This is a genomic window from Acidobacteriota bacterium (genome assembly GCA_016713675.1).
GTDB lineage: Bacteria > Acidobacteriota > Blastocatellia > Pyrinomonadales > Pyrinomonadaceae > OLB17.
The window spans coordinates 1,473,569-1,487,439 of sequence record JADJOS010000001.1 but is presented as its reverse complement, the minus strand read 5'-3'; the positions used below and the strand labels follow the sequence as shown (position 1 = coordinate 1,487,439).

Sequence of the window (13,871 nt, the reverse complement as noted above, 5' to 3'; positions counted from 1 at the left end):
CGACGAAACCACAATGGCCACGCGACTCAACCGCCCTCCACCGCAATGCGACCCCTCCATATCAAGGGAGCAGACTGACAGTACCCTCGCCACGCTACTAGGCCGCGTCTCAACCGCAGTCCGGTACTATATGCCAGACGATGCAGCACGTCAGACGCGGCTCGAAGCATTACTCATCGACCGCATGCAGCACGCTCCGACGCCGGGACAGCGGATCACATACTACCGCGCCTTCCTCGGCCTAGCTTCGTCCGACAACGCGCGAAACGCGCTCAAACAGATCCTCGCCGGGCCCCTCAAAGGTAATCCGAAGGTCACGCCAACAGCCCCGCTCGACAACGACGGCCTGCCGACGCTGCGGACCAAAGACAAATTCGACATCGTCACACGCCTAATGATCCTCGGTGACGCCGACGCACCACGCTTGCTCGCACAGCTTGAAAAGACCGAAACCAGTGACGAAGCCCGACGCTACGCCTACGCCGCTCGTGCAGGTTTAGCGATGCCCGAGAACAAAGCAAAATACTGGAACGATTTTGTCAGCAACAAGGACATCAGTGAGAGCTGGATCGAAGCGGCGTTCGTCCCGTTCAACGCCACAAGCCACGCCGACCTAACGCTGCCGTATCTAGAACGAGCCCTCGCCGAACTGCCAAGCCTAAAACGAGGGCGCAAGATATTCTTCATAAACGGCTGGCTAGGCGCCTTCATCGGCGGCCAACGCTCCGAAGCGGCACTAGCGATCATCAACAAATTCCTGGCCGACAACCCAAACCTCGACAAAGATCTCCGGCTAAAGATCCTTGAAAACAGCGACCTCATCGAGCGAGCCGTGAAAATACAAGGGAAATTTAAGAATGGATAACCACAGATAAATACGGAAGCACAGAAAGAGTTTAGAATAAGATGAAAATGTTGGTTTGCATTCCTCTTATCCGTGCTTATCCGTGTCCATCTGTGGTTAATTTTCCTATTTCCTCGTAAACTCGACATTTATGCAGACGCCTGAGGATATTGAATTAGATAAGAAACGCCGAGTGGTCGATCGTTTGGCAGACCGTCTGGCGGATCGCGAAGAGGAGCTCGCCGACCTGCGTGCCGAGCAGGAGAGTTTTGAGGCGAGATATACGATGAGCGTCGGGCGTCTGTACGCCGAGATGGACGAGATCGAGGCGCAGATCGCTGAGGAAGAATACAAGCTCGTCCCCGACGATGTGGAGATCAAGAAAAAGGCCGAAGAGCTCCGCCGGCGAGCCGAAGAGTCTCTGGCACGAGCCGAAGAAGCTCTAAACCACGCCACTGAGTGGAAACCAACATTAGAGGCCAAAAAGGCGTATCACAACCTCGCCCGCACGATCCATCCAGACCTCGCGATGGACGCCGCAGAAAAAGAAAAACGCCACGGCCTGATGGCCGAGCTCAATCAGGCATACTCGGCCGGCGACCAGGCAAAGCTCAACAAGCTCGCTGACGACCTCAGAAACAGCCCTCACCTCGTCACCGGCGACAGCGTCGGCGACGAACTGGTACGCACCATACGCCAGATCGCCCAGATCAAATTGCGGCTGATCGAAATTCGACGGGAAATGGAAGAGGCACAGCAGTCGGAGCTTTTTGAACTTCATCAGAAGGTCGACGCGGAAATGGCCGAGGGCCGCGATATGCTCGCCCACATGGCAAACCGGACGAAAACGCACATAAATAAGGCCGAACGGCGGCTCCAGAATCTGAGAAACGTAAACCTTGCGGCTGAGGAATACGTAAAACAAAAATATGGAATGGATATTTCCGATTTCCGCTAATTTTGTTATAGTTATTTTGAGTTCAATTAACCTGACTTATTGCTTGACTTAGTCATTTGCAGGCTGTATTTTTAATCTTTCTCCCCCAGATTGTTGATACTATAAGATCAATTTTTCGCTGGCAGCCTGCTCCACGTAGGTGGCCGCGAAAAAAGAGGGGGACGGTGTGGGAGACGTTCCCCTCGCTTATTTTAAATCGAACTGCCTGCCGCATAGCCCGACGACCACGCCCACTGAAAGTTGTAACCGCCGAGCCAACCCGTCACATCGACCACTTCCCCGATAAAATATAGCCCCGGCTGACGTTTGCTCTCCATTGTTTGCGAAGATAACTCCGCCGTCGAAACGCCGCCGAGTGTCACCTCGGCCCGGTCGTAGCCTTCGGTCGTGTTGAATTCCAATTGCCAGCTGTTCAGTGCATCTGCGACGCGTTTTGTATCGGTTTTGGTTAGCTGTGAGACTGGTTTGTTTACGCCGACAGACTCGGCAAGGTGCTGGGCAAATCGCTGCGGCAGGTATTGGCTGAGGTAATTGCCAACCGTCTGGTTGCTCGATCGTCCTTTTTCTATCAACGCCGCCGCATCGGTCTCGGGCAGCAGATCGATCTCGACCGGTCTTCCCTTTTTCCAATAATTTGATATCTGCAGGATCGCCGGGCCCGAAAGCCCCCGATGTGTGAATAGGATATTCTCGCGAAAGCTGGCCTTGTCAGTCGAGACGTTTGCGTCGATCGAAACACCGGCCAGATGCTTCCAACCTTCGCCTTTCATCGCAAGTGCCACGAGAGACGGCCGAGTTTCGACGATCTTCAATCCAAACTGCCTGGCAATGCGGTAACCGAGATCGGTGGCACCGATCTTCGGGAACGAAAGGCCGCCGCAAGCGACGACAACGGATTTTGTTTTGAAGGTGCCGCGTGTGGTGGTGACCTCGAAGTTCGAAACGCTCGGCTGGCCCTTACTTACGTGCGGGCTACTGACACCGGTGACCGAACAAGACGTCTGGATGCGCACTTTTGCCGCACGACATTCAGCCAGCAGCAAGCGGACGATCTGGCTCGACGACTCGCGGCAGAATAGCTGGCCGAGCTTTTTTTCGTAATAGGCGATCTTGTGCTTTTTGACCAGCTCAATGAAATCTAGCGGCGTGTACCGCGAAAGGGCCGATTTACAGAAATGCGGATTTTGCGAGATGAAATTTTCAGGTTTTGTATGTCGATTTGTAAAATTACAACGCCCGCCGCCAGAAATAATTATCTTGCGGCCGACCTCGGCGTTGTGCTCCACAACAAGCACACGCTTTCCCCGCTTGCCCGCCTCTATTGCGCAGAACAATCCGGCCGCGCCGCCGCCAATGATGATCGCGTCGTAGATCACGCGGAGAGGTAACGCTCTTTCAAAATATTCAAATGATGCGTCACATGCCCGGCCGCGATGTAGGCAAGGGCACGAACGGAGACCGGTTTGTCGCTGGCGGTTCCCATCAGCCGCGAATTTTCGTCAGAGATGTTTCGCAGCATCAGCATGTTGGAACGGCGTTGGAAATCGAATTCGTTAAGGATATCGGCGAATGGTCGGCTGTTGGCATTTGACGTTTCGATATAATCATCTTGCTCAAAACCCTCGATCGGAGTCGTATCGCCGCGAGAGATCCGAAGTATCCGATAGGCAAAGATGCGTTCGCCGTCAATTATATGGCTGAGAAGTTCTTTGATCGTCCATTTGCCGAGCTCGTACGCAAACGCCCCTTTCTCCTCGGGAACAGACGCGAGAATAGCGCGCAGTTCGTTGGGCTGTTCATCCAGGATCGGCATCACATCGTCGCCCGGGACGAGCGAAACATATGTATTGTAATAGTCAAAGAATTCGTTGGTTTCAGGACGTTTCATAATTGAGTATAATATCAGAGTCAATCGACAAAGTTGTGCGAAGTGGAATTTATGCGATCTGTATTTTTGTTACTTGTCCTGTTTTTTGCAATAGGCAGCAGTCAAGTATTTGGCCAAAACGGCGGTAAGGCAGAACCGGGTCGTATCCAGTTTGCCAAGGGAACCTCGAGCAAATTGCTGACAGGCACGTTAAGAAACGGGCGGGAGATGGACTACGTTTTTGGCGCGGTCAAAGGGCAGATCGTTACGATAAAGAACACCACCTCAAGCATTTTTGATTTTCGTGTTTTCAACGAAGAACACTTTGACGAAGGCGATTTTGACAGCTCGCCGAGCTATTCGTTTGAAATACCGGAATCGGGTGATTATTTATTTACAGTTCGAAAGAAAATTGCGGGGCCGCGTACGGCACGATTCTCATTGACATTAACAATCAAATAAACCCGCCGGCGAGGTTGCGCATCAAATCGCGGTCAGTCAATTCTAATAAACAGAGAAAAGGAATCCACTATAATGAAAAGAGTTTCGTTTTTGTTAGCTATCACATTTTTTGCATTTGCGGCCGTTTCGACATTTGCTCAGGGCGGCGGCAAGGCCGAACCGGGCAGGGTCAAATTTGCAAAGGGCAAAACTAGTACGGTGCTTACCGGAACGCTTTCGGGCGATCAGGAGCAAGAGTTTGTTTTTGGTGCACGGAAAGGCCAGACCATCTATATTACAAATCCCGACTCAGTCAGGTTTGCATATCGTTTATTCAACGACGAGGAAAGCAGCGAAAGTACCGATCTGGCGGAACCAACAATGGTCTTTCTAGTGCCGGAAACCGGTGATTATATGCTTTTTGTCCGTAGGGCAGACAGTGCAAAGCGCGCAGCCAAATTTTCGATCACATTAGCCATTGAGTAGTAGTGATCTATAACCACGAACCAACCTCAGGAGATAAATTTTTATGAAACGAGCTTCCTTTCTCATAGGCATCGCATTTGTTGCCTTTATCATTTTGTCGCAGACCGGTGCCGAGGCGATCAACAGGTCGTTCGAACAGCGTTTTGCCGGAGCTTCGGCCGTCGGCGATTCTGGTATTTATAGCTTTGACAAGGCACACAGCTTTATCGGATTCAAGGTCAAACACATGGGCCTGATCGAGGTGCCGGGGTTTTTCCGCGATTTCGTCGGAACGGTTAATTTTGACGCGAAAGACATCACCAAATCGACGGTCGAATTTACCGCAAAGATGACAAGCGTGGACACCGGAGTTGCCGGACGCGATAACCATCTGCGGACAAAGGATTTCTTCGAGGTCGAAAAGTTCCCCGATATGACCTTCAAAAGCACGAAAGTCGAGAAAAAGGGTAAAGGCTATATGCTTACCGGCGATTTTACGATGAAAGGCGTGACTAAATCGATCACGTTCCCGTTTCAGATCCCGGGCTGGCTGCCTGCCGGCGAACGCGACGGCGGGAAAATGGGCATCACGGCAGAAACGACTATCAATCGACGCGATTATGGCGTAAATTACGGCACCAACTTGCCAAGCGGCATTCCGTCATTGTCTGATGATGTGAAGATCGTTCTGCAGATCGAAGCCGCTAAGAAGAAATAACAGATCAGAAAATTAACTGCAGCAAGGCACAGATAAACTCGGATCCTCGGATCGGAGATCTGTGCTTTTCTCTTTATATCTGAGGTTACCTCTCCTCTATCCTTCCGATCTCTGAGAAACCGATATCGTAGATCGCATAGTTTTGCCAGCTATTGTGATCGAAGTGCCACCATTCGTTGGCGTTGACGGTGAATCCATCGGCTTCCATGAGCTTTCGAAGCAGGTCGCGGTTCTTTCGTTCATCGTCGGTTCCGCCGGTGAATTCGGGCGACGCATGCTCGTTGAATTCGTCATAGCCGGAGGGCATGGGCAACTCTTTCCCGGTCCTGCGGTTATATAAGCTCAGATCTACGGCACAACCGCGATTGTGTTTCGAACCTTTTTCTGGATCGGCGACGTAGTCACGCTGATCTTCGCGAACCACCTGCCAGAACAATTTTGTGATCGTCCACGGACGATAAGCGTCAAAGATCAATAGCCCAAGATGCTGATTCTCCAGCTCATTGTGAACACGAATCAACGCTTCGGCCGCCGGCCGCTGCAAAAATGCACGAGCCTCGGTATAGACCGGACGGCCGACGAAATTGTCCGCCGTCGCATATTTGATGTCGAGTTTTATAGACTTGCTGAGCCGCGTGAGTTCTATCAAATTCGCCTCTCGGATCTCTTCAACCAGCGGCCGATATTGCACCGACCACAATAAAAAAGCACGCCATGCACGATACTTAATGGAGACTTTTTTCGCCTTAAATGGTTGAGGGAACGTAACGGATCGGATCTCGATCTTAAAAATTTACCTTCCAAATTGTAAGCTATGACTCAAGAAGAACCAACTAGACGAACGTCGCCGGCCCGCAAGTGGACAACGCTCGCCGGGAAGATAGCTTTTCTATTCTTCCTCGCGAAAGGCCTGGTTTGGCTCGGCATCGCAGCGGCGGGAGCCTACTACACCCTTGATTGATCTTGACGTGCAAAGTTTTAGGGCTTTTTGACCTCAGGGTCAGGCTCCGGCTTTACGTCGTCATCAAGTATCACGACATCCGTTCCATACTTCTGATAATTCCTAAATCTGATCACGTTTCGCTGTTCGAATCGCTGTTTGCCATTCTCGACCGTTCCCCGAAAATCTGAGAGCGTCGGAAGGAGATATTTTTCACCTGATATCTCGACCATATCGTAATCGATCGATTTGGTGACTGCCTTGACCGCAAAGTTCGGTTCGATGTCGGTCGCCATATATTCGATCCGGAGGATACGGAAACTCTCGCGGTCGATCCATATGCGGCCCTTCTCGCCGGCTGGTGAAAACCCGGGAACAGGCCCTTTAAGGCCAATACCGCCTTTCTTATTGTTTTCGATATCGATCTCGTAATTAAATACGGCCGCACGACGCCCACGCATCACATCGGTCGTCAGAAGTTCGAATGTTGTCTTACTCGCCGGATCAAAGATCTTTTTCAGATCCTCGACAAACTCACCTCCGGAGGTTGCTCCATCGAGGCCGCTGTAGCTGTTTTGGGTGACCGAATCGGTCACCGGTGCCCCGTTTTTGGCCAGGACGCGGTATTGTTCCCCTTTTTCGGTGCTGTAACTGACCGCGATCACGAGATTGTCGTACGGTTTCCAGTTCCCTGTCCCCGCGAATGCTTCAGAGCGAGTAATAAGCTGTTTGACGACAAAATCCGGCATTTCTGCCAGAGCCTCATTGGTGTTTGAACGCGTTCTATCAAGGATCTCTGCTTTTTCGGCTATCGTCGGCAGTTTGGTCGAGATCGGGTCCTGCCGGCGACGTTCCGCTTCTTCAAGTGCACGCTTCAGTTCGTCATTATTCGCACCCTTGGTGCGCGTGAGAGCGCGAATGCCGTCGGTCAGGACAAATTCGATACCGCGACGTCGCAGAGCCTCGACTATTTCCGCCTTGACTGCGGGTGTTTTTTGGATCGCGTAGAGCATCTTCACATATTCAGCCTGCGTCAGAGGCTTTTCCTGCGCGAATACAGCCTGAACCGAGATCGTGAAAATAATTGCAAAAACTAGCTTTTTCATCTGTATCATTGATGCCGCCGGGCTGGTATGCGTTGGTTCAGCATTACCGTAAGAGTATTTTACTTCAGCGTTTTTCGCGGGAATTCCAATCAAGGCGAAGCTGGAAATTAGGGTCTATTTTCAGAGCCATACCAAATTGTTTGTCGGCGAGTTCATTCATTCCGATGTTCTTGAGCCTTAAGCCAAGCATCCAATGAAAACGGGCATCGGCAGGAGTATGTCTTGCGGCTTCTGCCTCCAGAGATGCGGCCGTTTCGGGCCTTCCCATAGATATCGCCGCACCGGCGATCATATTCAGTGCGACCGGAAGTCCGGGATTCTGTTGGATCGCATCCCTCCACGCCATGATCGCCTCCTCGCGTCGTCCGAGCCGCCAAAGCGATTCGCCCTTTTCCTCCAGGGCCAGCGTCAAGTCGGGCCGTTCCGCAAGAGCTTGGTCGAGGCTCGCCATTGCTTCATCGCTCCGGCCCAATCTATTTAAGATAGCCCCTCGATAATATAGACTCATGACCCGGGTTTGCCCCTCTTGCTTGTCGGCGGCTCTGTCGAGCAATCGAAGGGCATTTTCGGTGTCACCGGATAAATATTCGAGCCAGGCGAGTTTTGAGATCGCTTCCCTGTTCGTGAACAGCGAAACTCTCGATGCCGCATAAAAGTGCTTTTCCCCGGCTTGAATATTCCTTCTATCAGAGGGACTTAACCACTCGTCAGGCTTTACGCGGGCGAGGGCAAGTTCATCGGGTATTTGGAGCTCGGCAAAGGCGATCGCAGCTGCACGTTCATGATAGCGGACCCATCCGCTGTGAATATTCAACCCGGTCCATATCAACGTAAACGTCAAAAACACCCAACCTGCTTTCTTTATCGTGCCGGCACTTTTGAGACTATATCGATAAAAGGTCAGATCAGAAGAGCTCAGCATCTTAAACGTACGAAGAACGACATAGGTCGTGACACACGCAATGCCAAGGGCCATAAGCATCGGAACGAGTTGATATACATCCCAAACCGCCATAAAACTGACGAAAAATATCAAAGCCGCCGCGACCTCTCCCGGCCATGAAAGAGAATAGTTCTTCTCGATCGTCTTCGGAACACCGACTGCGGGTTTTCCAAAGCCAAAATATAGTGCGTCGTTAGGGCAAACACTGACACAATCCATGCACTTCATACAGCCCTGATCGACGACCATTCCATATTGCTTGACCTCCGCGTGGACAATCACATTCGATGTGCAGACTGCGGTACAATGCCCGCATTCATTACAGGCATCGGTAACACGGATCTTGCCGGGGGCAAACTTGTCGGCGATGGCAAAAAAGCCTCCATACGGACACGCGTAGGTACAAAAGCCCTTTGAACCCAGAAAATATACGGTCATAAAACCGCAAATGAACAAAAAGGGTATTGCGACCCAAACCGGAGGGAATGTCGCCCAAAATTCGGTGGTAATTAAATGATTCGTAAATTGCGGAATCAGCGGTTCGGTCGGCGGAGCTGCAATTAGTCGTAAAACGGTCGGCCAAACGAACATGTAAAGTGCAACAACGAGCGGCACAAAAATGAGTACACGCGACCGAAACGGCTTCGGTGTCAACCGCATTTTTTTGAGCAACCATGCGCAGAAGTCCTGCAATGCGACAATGTGACAGCCCCAGCCGCACACGAATCGGCCAAAGATCAGAGTGGCGATGATCGCCAGCGAAAAGAAGATAAATCCCGCGTTGACGGCCCCATTCTGTATCGTGTACATCGCTTCCGAAGGCTCGATCGGAGAGACGGTTGTTCCCATGACCCACCATTGAATGATGTGTGCGATCATCAGCAACGTCAGTGTAATAAGCACCGCCGCTCGCCACCAACTGGTTCGCGATTCGGCGATCTTACCTTTGCCGGCGTGCCGATTGCTTAGCACCGGCAATTCGATGCTTCGCTTACTCTTCGGTTTTTGACTCTCACAACCAGCTTTCATAAGTCCAAAAGGGAAACAAAGGGGAAACACTAAACAAACGGGATTCTGCGATCAAACGCTTAGTTCATGATAGATCAAGCTATGAATATTTGAGTTCTTTCGCTTTCTAATATCAATCGGCTTTGGTTCTATAGTTGAATCTAATCTCACATTCTTAAAGGTGCAAGTATGCGACAAATATTCGCATCGGATAATGCTGCATCGTTCTTTCTGGCCAGGTTTCGGAGGCTTCAAAACGGCACATTGCGGAAATGCGGCAAACGCTCCGCGCCGATCATTAACAAACGAAGATTTTGAATTCTTTTTTCTCAAAATGGTAATATCGATTAAGGGTAAAATATATGATCGGTCACGATGACGAGAACGAGGAAGTACATTACAAAGTCGCTGATAAGCGAAAATTCAACTCAGACGGCAGTTTGCGCGAAGGCGTGACACTCGAGCCGGCGAAACCTGTCGAAAAACCGGCTACTCAGGAATCTGAGATTCGACCCGCAGAGGCAGTAGACCCGACATCGGGAGCGGGGCAAGCGATCGATGGGGAGCCTTCATCATATGACGAGGATGAGATTGGCGATGGTGAAATACCTGGTGCACAGGATCCTGCGAGTTTTGTAAATTTCCTATCGACCTTGGCCACCAACGCAGCAGCGGCACTCGGTGCTGTCCCGCATCCCGCGACGGGCCAACGCAGCCTCGACCTCGACAGCGGCAAATACTGGCTTGACATACTTTCAATGCTCCGCGAAAAGACGAAGGGCAACTTGCACCCGCAGGAAAGTCGGCTGCTTGAAGGCCTGCTAGCCGACCTTCGAATGCAATATGTACGTCTCGTTAAAGCGACCGAAGAAAAATTGAAAGCTCAGGCTGCGAAACAGTTCTCCGGAGACGAGCTGCTTGGAAAGAAATAAGATCGCTTGCCGAGACCATTGAGTTCAGCCCTCTGGTTTCACTTGCTCTTTGCTGACTGCGGTCCCCTATTAGATGAAACTTACATTTCTCGGCACGGGCACATCTACCGGCGTTCCATCGATCGGGTGCGATTGTGAAACTTGCCTTTCTGATGATCCGCGAGACAAGAGGCTTAGGGTTTCGATCTTGATCGAGCATCGAGACAAGAAGATCCTCGTTGATACCTCAATAGATTTTCGTCAACAAGCTCTACGGGCTAAAATAAGCCGCCTTGATGCGGTCATGATCACGCATTGCCATGTCGACCACGTTTTTGGCCTCGACGACATCAGACCGCTTAATTTTAGACATGGGGCGATGGGTGTTTATGCCAATGAGATCGCGTGGACCGATCTACGGCGGATATTCCAATATATCTTTAATCCGACCCACTTCGGCGGCGGCCTGCCCCAATTGATCCCTCACACTGTCGAGCCCGGAGCCAAATTCTGCATCGGTGAAGATCTCGAGATCACCCCGCTTGAAGTGACGCACGGCAAATTGCCCGTCATCGCCTATCGCTTCAACGACTTTGCCTACGCGACCGATCTCAAAATAATTCCACCTGCATCAATGGACGGGCTTCGCGATCTGGACGTTCTTGTTCTCGATTGCGTTAGAATAAAGCCTCATTCAACACATCTTTGCCTCGAAGAGGCACTCGATATCATCGCTGACTTGCGTCCCAGACGCGCCTTCCTTACTCATCTTAATCACGACATGCTTCACGAACGCGATTCGCGGTTATTGCCGGACAATGTTTCGTTCGCTCATGACGAATTAGTTGTTGAGCAGGCATAAAAGAGTCGAAAATTCCCGCCTAAATCATTGCGCCTCAAGGCGTTACCATTTTGTTACACACAATATAACCCTAAACCTTAGCCTACGCGCTCTAAATGTTGTAAAAATTAGAGTTAGCAGAAAGTTTTAAAACCACTATATTTTGTGTTGACAAAGGGTATTGTCTACCATATAGTCTATATCCACGCGGGAATAAACCCTACGGTTCGGTAGACAAATCATCGCGTGAAATACAAAACAATTTTGATCTGTTTGACGGCCTTGTTTGGTTAGTTACAAATCGGGCGGGTGGGACTTTCTCTCTAAAAACACCGTATCGGCAGATCGAAATGGTAAAAAAATAACAGGAAAAGCGACGAAAAATGGACAATTTCTTTGGGCAGACGAGCACCGCGGCTTCACGTCAAACGGACAATTCGGCACAGACCTCGATGCAGGTACGCAAACGAAACGGAGCTCTCGAACCGGTCGATATCAATAAGATCGTCCGAGCGATCACGCGATGCTGTGTAAATTTGACCTCGGTCGACAGCCTGAAGATCGCAACCAAAACGATCAGCGGCATCTATGATGGTGCGACGACCAAAGAACTCGACAAGCTTTCCATCCAGACGGCCGCAAGCCTCATCTTTGAGGAGCCGGAATATTCAAAACTCGGAGCCCGGCTTCTCAACCAATATATTGAGAAAGAGGTCCGTAATCAGGAGATCCATTCGTTTTCACAGTCGATAGCTTTTGGTGTTAAAGAAGGTTTGATCGGGGAACGCGTCGCTAATTTTGTCGTCCAGAACGCCCGAAAGCTGAATGACGCCATTAGCTACGAAAGGAATGACCTGTTCGAATTCTTTGGGCTCCGCACCTTGTATGACCGTTATCTGTTGAAAAATCCGGAGACCCGCGACGTCATCGAGACCCCGCAATTCTTCTGGATGCGCGTGGCTTGCGGTCTTTCGGAAAGCCCGCACGAAGCGATCGATCTTTACAATTTGTTCTCGTCGCTCGAATACGTTCCGTCGACGCCTACGCTTTTCAATTCGGGCACGCGTCACGAACAGCTGTCGAGCTGCTTCCTGCTTGATTCGCCGCAGGATAGCTTGGAAAGCATATATAAGAAGTACGCGGACGTGGCGATGCTCTCGAAATTTTCCGGCGGCATCGGCATCGCTTATCATCGGGTTCGATCACAAGGCTCGCTCATACGCGGAACGAATGGCCATTCGAACGGCATCGTGCCGTGGCTCAAGACGCTAGATTCGAGCGTGTCGGCTGTAAATCAAGGCGGCAAACGCAAGGGTGCCTGCTGTGTCTATCTCGAAACGTGGCACGCTGATATCGACGATTTCCTCGAGCTCCGCGACAACACCGGCGACGACGCCCGACGCACGCACAACCTGAATCTCGCGAATTGGATACCTGATCTGTTCATGAAACGCGTCCAGGCTGACGGCCAGTGGTCGCTTTTCGATCCGAAGGTCGTGCCGCATTTTCCTGATCTATACGGTGAGGAATTTGAGGCCGCCTATATCAAAGCCGAAGAAGAAGGCCTCTTCATGCGGCAGATCAACGCCCGAGATCTGTACGCCAAGATGATGCGGACGATGGCTCAGACGGGCAACGGCTGGATGACGTTCAAGGACGCATCGAACCGAAAATCGAATCAGACCGGACGACCGGAGAATGTCGTTCACCTTTCAAATCTCTGCACCGAGATCATCGAAGTCACGAGCGATAACGAGACCGCCGTCTGCAATCTCGGCTCGATCAACGCGGCCCGATATGTGAGGGACGGCCAGTTTGATTACGACAAACTTCGCCGCAATGTAAAGCTCGCGGTCCGCCAACTCGACAAGGTCATCGACCTCAATTACTATGCGATCCCGAGCACTTCGAGCTCGAACAACCGCTGGCGCAACATCGGTCTCGGCGTGATGGGTTTACAGGATGTATTTTTCCAAATGCGTCTGCCGTTCGACGGCGACGAGGCTCGTAAGATCTCGGCGAAGATCCAGGAAGAGATCTATTTCGGAGCCCTCGATGCGTCGAGCGATCTTGCGGTCGAGCGAGGAATGCATCCGGCGTTCTTCGAAACGCGTGCGGCTCAGGGCGATCTGCAGTTCGATCTGTGGGGCGTGACGCCCGACGATATGCCTCGCTGGGACGCTTTGCGTGAGAAGATAAAGACAACGGGACTTCGCAACAGCCTGATGATCGCCATCGCACCGACTGCCACGATCGCCTCGATCGCCGGCTGTTACGAGTGCATCGAACCGCAGGTATCGAACCTGTTCAAACGCGAGACGCTGTCGGGCGATTTTGTACAGGTGAACAAGTATCTTGTTCAAGAACTGAAAGCACTTGGCCTCTGGACCGACGAGATCCGCAACAAGATCAAATTGAGCGAAGGTTCAGTACAGGACATCGCCGAATTTAACGACGAACTCAAGGCGATCTATCGCACTTCGTGGGAGATACCAATGCGTTCGCTCATCGACATGGCCGCCGACCGCGGGGCATTTATCGACCAGAGCCAGTCGCTCAACCTCTTCATGGAAAGCCCGAATATCGGCAAGCTTTCGTCGATGTATATGTACGCGTGGCAAAAAGGCCTGAAAACGACGTATTACCTACGCTCACGCCCTGCAACGCGTATTGCACAGGTCAACGCAGTAGAAAACACCGCTGCCGAGGTCAAAGCGTATTCGGATGAAGAGGCTTTGGTTTGCTCGCTCGAAAATCCAGAGGCGTGTGAAGCCTGTCAGTAGACTCGAAGTGTCAGTAGCCCGCACGTAAGTAAGGGTTCGACGCGGT

Annotated in this window: 14 protein-coding genes; 9 read left to right on the top strand and 5 right to left on the bottom strand. The window is 51.3% G+C overall.

The window, feature by feature from the left end; all coding sequences use genetic code 11:
• Positions 1 to 13 precede the first annotated feature (13 nt).
• Together IPK01_06755 and IPK01_06750 are read left to right on the top strand one after the other, a co-directional pair.
• Complete coding sequence (locus tag IPK01_06755; GenBank protein MBK7933192.1) at positions 14 to 865, top strand: ERAP1-like C-terminal domain-containing protein; 852 nt, start codon at positions 14 to 16, stop codon at positions 863 to 865.
• 130 nt (positions 866 to 995) lie between these two features.
• The gene (locus IPK01_06750; GenBank protein ID MBK7933191.1) at positions 996 to 1,802 is read left to right on the top strand and encodes a hypothetical protein; all 807 of its coding nucleotides are present in this window, start codon (positions 996 to 998) and stop codon (positions 1,800 to 1,802) included.
• A 191-nt stretch (positions 1,803 to 1,993) separates the two neighbouring features.
• Here the strand turns inward: IPK01_06750 and IPK01_06745 are convergent, their stop codons facing one another.
• Together IPK01_06745 and IPK01_06740 are read right to left on the bottom strand one after the other, a co-directional pair.
• Positions 1,994 to 3,178, bottom strand: a complete 1,185-nt coding sequence (locus IPK01_06745) for an NAD(P)/FAD-dependent oxidoreductase (protein MBK7933190.1) — start codon at positions 3,176 to 3,178, stop codon at positions 1,994 to 1,996.
• Complete coding sequence (locus IPK01_06740; GenBank protein ID MBK7933189.1) at positions 3,175 to 3,690, bottom strand: DinB family protein; 516 nt, start codon at positions 3,688 to 3,690, stop codon at positions 3,175 to 3,177. Before IPK01_06740 ends, IPK01_06745 begins: the two co-directional genes overlap by 4 nt.
• A 51-nt stretch (positions 3,691 to 3,741) precedes the next feature.
• Between IPK01_06740 and IPK01_06735 the strand changes: the two genes are divergently transcribed.
• The 3 genes from IPK01_06735 to IPK01_06725 all read left to right on the top strand — a co-directional run bounded on the left by IPK01_06735 (position 3,742) and on the right by IPK01_06725 (position 5,293).
• Positions 3,742 to 4,131 carry a hypothetical protein gene (locus IPK01_06735; GenBank protein MBK7933188.1) on the top strand — a complete coding sequence of 130 codons (390 nt, stop codon included), beginning with the start codon at positions 3,742 to 3,744 and terminating at the stop codon, positions 4,129 to 4,131.
• 72 nt (positions 4,132 to 4,203) lie between these two features.
• Positions 4,204 to 4,596, top strand: coding sequence for a hypothetical protein (locus tag IPK01_06730; protein MBK7933187.1), 393 nt, complete (start codon positions 4,204 to 4,206; stop codon positions 4,594 to 4,596).
• Between the two features lie 43 nt (positions 4,597 to 4,639).
• Positions 4,640 to 5,293: a YceI family protein gene (locus IPK01_06725; protein ID MBK7933186.1), complete on the top strand. Its 654-nt coding sequence runs from the start codon at positions 4,640 to 4,642 to the stop codon at positions 5,291 to 5,293.
• An 85-nt stretch (positions 5,294 to 5,378) separates the two neighbouring features.
• On the opposite strand, the gene IPK01_06720 is transcribed toward IPK01_06725, so the two are convergent.
• Entirely contained in the window at positions 5,379 to 5,993 is a 615-nt protein-coding gene (locus tag IPK01_06720; GenBank protein ID MBK7933185.1) for a M15 family metallopeptidase, read from the bottom strand.
• Between the two features lie 114 nt (positions 5,994 to 6,107).
• On the opposite strand from IPK01_06720, the gene IPK01_06715 reads away from it, so the two are divergent.
• Complete coding sequence (locus tag IPK01_06715) at positions 6,108 to 6,254, top strand: hypothetical protein (GenBank protein MBK7933184.1); 147 nt, start codon at positions 6,108 to 6,110, stop codon at positions 6,252 to 6,254.
• Positions 6,255 to 6,271: 17 nt separating this feature from the next.
• On the opposite strand, the gene IPK01_06710 is transcribed toward IPK01_06715, so the two are convergent.
• The gene (locus tag IPK01_06710) at positions 6,272 to 7,339 is read right to left on the bottom strand and encodes a hypothetical protein (GenBank protein MBK7933183.1); all 1,068 of its coding nucleotides are present in this window, start codon (positions 7,337 to 7,339) and stop codon (positions 6,272 to 6,274) included.
• Between the two features lie 64 nt (positions 7,340 to 7,403).
• Complete coding sequence (locus IPK01_06705) at positions 7,404 to 9,311, bottom strand: tetratricopeptide repeat protein (protein ID MBK7933182.1); 1,908 nt, start codon at positions 9,309 to 9,311, stop codon at positions 7,404 to 7,406.
• 341 nt (positions 9,312 to 9,652) lie between these two features.
• Here IPK01_06705 and IPK01_06700 point away from each other — a divergent pair, with 341 nt between their 5' ends.
• The 3 genes from IPK01_06700 to IPK01_06690 all read left to right on the top strand — a co-directional run bounded on the left by IPK01_06700 (position 9,653) and on the right by IPK01_06690 (position 13,825).
• Complete coding sequence (locus IPK01_06700; GenBank protein MBK7933181.1) at positions 9,653 to 10,222, top strand: DUF1844 domain-containing protein; 570 nt, start codon at positions 9,653 to 9,655, stop codon at positions 10,220 to 10,222.
• A 73-nt stretch (positions 10,223 to 10,295) separates the two neighbouring features.
• Positions 10,296 to 11,063, top strand: a complete 768-nt coding sequence (locus IPK01_06695) for an MBL fold metallo-hydrolase (GenBank protein ID MBK7933180.1) — start codon at positions 10,296 to 10,298, stop codon at positions 11,061 to 11,063.
• 431 nt (positions 11,064 to 11,494) lie between these two features.
• Entirely contained in the window at positions 11,495 to 13,825 is a 2,331-nt protein-coding gene (locus IPK01_06690) for a ribonucleoside-diphosphate reductase subunit alpha (protein ID MBK7933179.1), read from the top strand.
• Positions 13,826 to 13,871 lie beyond the last annotated feature (46 nt).

Bases quoted from the DNA above. Each gene is read 5' to 3' on its own strand.
- IPK01_06755 (MBK7933192.1), top strand. From the start codon at position 14: ATGGCCACGCGACTCAACCGCCCTCCACCGCAATGCGACCCCTCCATA.
- IPK01_06690 (MBK7933179.1), top strand. From the start codon at position 11,495: ATGCAGGTACGCAAACGAAACGGAGCTCTCGAACCGGTCGATATCAAT.
- IPK01_06695 (MBK7933180.1), top strand. From the start codon at position 10,296: ATGAAACTTACATTTCTCGGCACGGGCACATCTACCGGCGTTCCATCG.
- IPK01_06705 (MBK7933182.1), bottom strand. From the start codon at position 9,311: ATGAAAGCTGGTTGTGAGAGTCAAAAACCGAAGAGTAAGCGAAGCATC.
- IPK01_06730 (MBK7933187.1), top strand. From the start codon at position 4,204: ATGAAAAGAGTTTCGTTTTTGTTAGCTATCACATTTTTTGCATTTGCG.
- IPK01_06715 (MBK7933184.1), top strand. From the start codon at position 6,108: ATGACTCAAGAAGAACCAACTAGACGAACGTCGCCGGCCCGCAAGTGG.
- IPK01_06725 (MBK7933186.1), top strand. From the start codon at position 4,640: ATGAAACGAGCTTCCTTTCTCATAGGCATCGCATTTGTTGCCTTTATC.
- IPK01_06740 (MBK7933189.1), bottom strand. From the start codon at position 3,690: ATGAAACGTCCTGAAACCAACGAATTCTTTGACTATTACAATACATAT.
- IPK01_06710 (MBK7933183.1), bottom strand. From the start codon at position 7,339: ATGAAAAAGCTAGTTTTTGCAATTATTTTCACGATCTCGGTTCAGGCT.
- IPK01_06750 (MBK7933191.1), top strand. From the start codon at position 996: ATGCAGACGCCTGAGGATATTGAATTAGATAAGAAACGCCGAGTGGTC.
- IPK01_06700 (MBK7933181.1), top strand. From the start codon at position 9,653: ATGATCGGTCACGATGACGAGAACGAGGAAGTACATTACAAAGTCGCT.
- IPK01_06735 (MBK7933188.1), top strand. From the start codon at position 3,742: ATGCGATCTGTATTTTTGTTACTTGTCCTGTTTTTTGCAATAGGCAGC.